Origin of the sequence: uncultured Lamprocystis sp. (assembly GCF_903933125.1) — a bacterium.
In the GTDB taxonomy this organism is placed as follows: domain Bacteria; phylum Pseudomonadota; class Gammaproteobacteria; order Chromatiales; family Chromatiaceae; genus Thiodictyon.
Genome location: NZ_CAIZIZ010000158.1, coordinates 1 through 2,515, shown reverse-complemented (window position 1 = coordinate 2,515; position 2,515 = coordinate 1). Strand labels below are relative to the sequence as shown.

The 2,515-nt window shown below is 63.0% G+C and carries 4 protein-coding genes; 2 read left to right on the top strand and 2 right to left on the bottom strand.

Going from position 1 to position 2,515, the window contains the following annotated elements; genetic code table 11:
• Positions 1-105 precede the first annotated feature (105 nt).
• Both QZY03_RS07740 and QZY03_RS07735 read left to right on the top strand, forming a co-directional pair.
• Complete coding sequence (locus tag QZY03_RS07740) at positions 106-837, top strand: sigma 54-interacting transcriptional regulator (protein WP_295579816.1); 732 nt, start codon at positions 106-108, stop codon at positions 835-837.
• Positions 838-950: 113 nt separating this feature from the next.
• The gene (locus tag QZY03_RS07735; RefSeq protein ID WP_295579814.1) at positions 951-1,433 is read left to right on the top strand and encodes a hypothetical protein; all 483 of its coding nucleotides are present in this window, start codon (positions 951-953) and stop codon (positions 1,431-1,433) included.
• Here QZY03_RS07735 and QZY03_RS07730 read toward each other — a convergent pair.
• Together QZY03_RS07730 and QZY03_RS07725 are read right to left on the bottom strand one after the other, a co-directional pair.
• A complete protein-coding gene (locus tag QZY03_RS07730) occupies positions 1,388-1,870 on the bottom strand; it encodes a transposase (protein ID WP_295579812.1) in 483 nt (160 codons plus the stop codon). The two genes, QZY03_RS07735 and QZY03_RS07730, sit on opposite strands and share 46 nt — an antisense overlap.
• On the bottom strand, positions 1,845-2,198 hold the full coding sequence (locus QZY03_RS07725; RefSeq protein ID WP_295579810.1) for a hypothetical protein: 354 nt from the start codon (positions 2,196-2,198) through the stop codon (positions 1,845-1,847). The genes QZY03_RS07730 and QZY03_RS07725 overlap by 26 nt, the downstream gene beginning before the upstream one ends.
• Positions 2,199-2,515: the final 317 nt, after the last annotated feature.

Genomic DNA, 2,515 nt, shown 5'->3' with positions numbered 1-2,515 from the left:
GCCCATTTCGTGGTGTCAACAAGGTCTATCTTCAGCAGTATGTCGCCATTCATGAATGGGCTCACAACATCAAAATATGCTGCATAGAATTTCTCCGAATGCTGTGTGGCGTCACACAGTTGGCCCCATGAGCCAATCGGCCATATTAAGGCGGCGTCGGGCGGCACCTTGTTTCTCGACGAGATCGGGGACATGCCATTGGAGTCGCAAGGGGTTATGCTGCGGTTTATCGAGGACCAACTGGTCACCCCGCTCGGCAGCACGCAGAGTTCGCTGGTCGACGTCAGACTGGTCGCCGCAACGAACCAGGACCTGCAAGCGGCTATTCGCGATCGACGATTTCGCGCCGATTTGTTCTACCGGTTGGCCGTGTGCGTTGTTCGCACCCCGAGCTTGTGCGACAGAGAGGGCGACATCGAGTTGCTTGCCAAGCATTATCTCGATGAGGCCATTGTGGCCTTTGGTCGCACACCGGGTGCCAGCTTGTCAAACGCTGCGCTCGCCGGTTTGTATCAGCACCCTTGGCCCGGAAACCTGCGCGAGCTGCGGAGCACGATATTTCAGGCGGTCATCGATGGCGGGAGCCGACACATCGGTCTGGAGGACTTGAACGTAGGTGGGAAATCGCATCGCGCCGACGCTCAAGTGCGGCGAGACCGGGGGTCCCTAAAAGACGCCCGTCACGTTTACGAGAAACGCAGCCTTGAGACGTCTTTGGCGCGTAACCGGTCGAACGTCGCGCAGGCAGCCAAGGATCTGGGAATATCACGAATGACACTCTATCGACTCATGGCCAAACACGGCGTCTCGCGTGACAACTCCGGGAATCTTCGCTGAGCTCAATTTAAGCACTATGCGCAAATTCGCGGCATTATGTAGCAACCGCACATGACTCGGACCGGCCCAGCCGGGAGAATCTCACCCAGCACGAATCGACTTGGGCGGGGATCATGGCGGAATCGCATGTAGTGAGTGGACTGGTCGCCAAGCGGGGCGAATTGGCCGGGGAAGCGCAACACTGTCGCCGGGAGTTGCAGCGGCTGGCCGATGCGTTGGGCCATCTGGACGCGACGATCCGGCTGTTCGACCCGGACTACGACCTGGGCGGGATTCAGCCGAGGAAGCGGCGCCGCGGCCAGCGCTGGGTTGCTCCGGGGGAATGCCAGCGGCTGGTCTTGGAGGTCCTGCGCGATACCGCCGGACCGTTGTCGGATCAGGGTGTCGCGGTGGCGGTGGCAACCCGCAAAGGCCTGCAGGACCGCCCCGAGGCCCAGGCGGCGCTCCAGAAGACGACCCTGGCGGTCTTGCGGCGCCTGGCTGGCAAAGGGTGCGGCGCGCGCCCGCGGGCTGGTCGGCGGGGTGCGGGCCTGGGAGGGGGCGTGAGGACTCAGGCAGCCAGGCGCTCGGGGCGGCGCGTATTGCCCTGCCAATAGCCGCACCAGTCGCGATGCGGGGGCGTGTGGGCACATTTGGTCAGGATGTCGCGGAAGATCTCCCCATTGGGTAGCCGCCGGGTATCCTCGCGATAGGCTGCCTCGTTGGCATAGTTGGCGAGGTGGGCCAACCCGAAGTGGTGGTGTTGGCCGAGCTGCATGCGCCGAAACCGCGAGATGTAGGATTCGGCGTGGTTGTTCGTGGTCCCATCGGCGGCCCGATACTCGCGTTGATGATTGACCCGGTGGGTCACATCACGCCCCGGCAACAGATCGTAAGCGCCCGACTCATCAGTGGAAATCGTCGTCCCTGGGGCAATGAAGCGGGCGGCCAGCGTGCCCACATCGACTTGGTTCTCCTGGCCGATGATGAAGGTCAGGGTCCGTTCGCCCCCGACCCGCTCCAACAGGTCATCCGCCGGGTAGGTCTCGCGCATCACCAGGACACAGCGTTTGTCCGGGTTCTGGTGCTTTACCAAGCAGTCGATCGACGCGCTCATCGGCCTGGTTGGCGGGACGGATCGCGCCGCCGACATAGCCGCCGTCAATCTGCACCGCGCCCGCCAACGGCGTCTCGTCGCGCTGGTCCATGAGGCTCTGCCGCAGCTTGTGCATCAACACGAAGGCGGTCTTGTACTGCACATCCAGATCGCGCCCCAGCTGGAGCGCCGACAGCCCTTTCACCGCGTTGGTGTAGATCACGATGGCGGCCAGATAGGTCGACAGGGGCAGCTTGTGGTAGGCGAAGATCGTCCCGGAGGTCACCGAGAAGGTGTGTCCGCAGGCGCGGCAGCGCCACTGCTGACGACCGGCTTGGTTCGGCTTTCAGCGTGCCTCTTCGCGACCCTCTGTGCTATCATTTCTGTGTGTCGCCGTGGCGCTAAGTGATTGAAGAGCCTCGCCAAGGTTGGGGTCGCGAGTTCGAGTCTCGTTTCCCGCTCCAAATTAAGAACGGCGGCCTTGTGCTCGACTTTGGCCATTTTTGCCTGAGGCCGGGCGCTGTGCACGGGTGGGCTGGACCAGGGCCGGCGGCTCCTGCGGAGGTGGCGGCAGCGGGAGACCGGCGGTATCGTCTGAAGTCG

Bases quoted from the DNA above. Each gene is read 5' to 3' on its own strand.
- QZY03_RS07735 (WP_295579814.1), top strand. From the start codon at position 951: ATGGCGGAATCGCATGTAGTGAGTGGACTGGTCGCCAAGCGGGGCGAA.
- QZY03_RS07730 (WP_295579812.1), bottom strand. From the start codon at position 1,870: ATGCGCGAGACCTACCCGGCGGATGACCTGTTGGAGCGGGTCGGGGGC.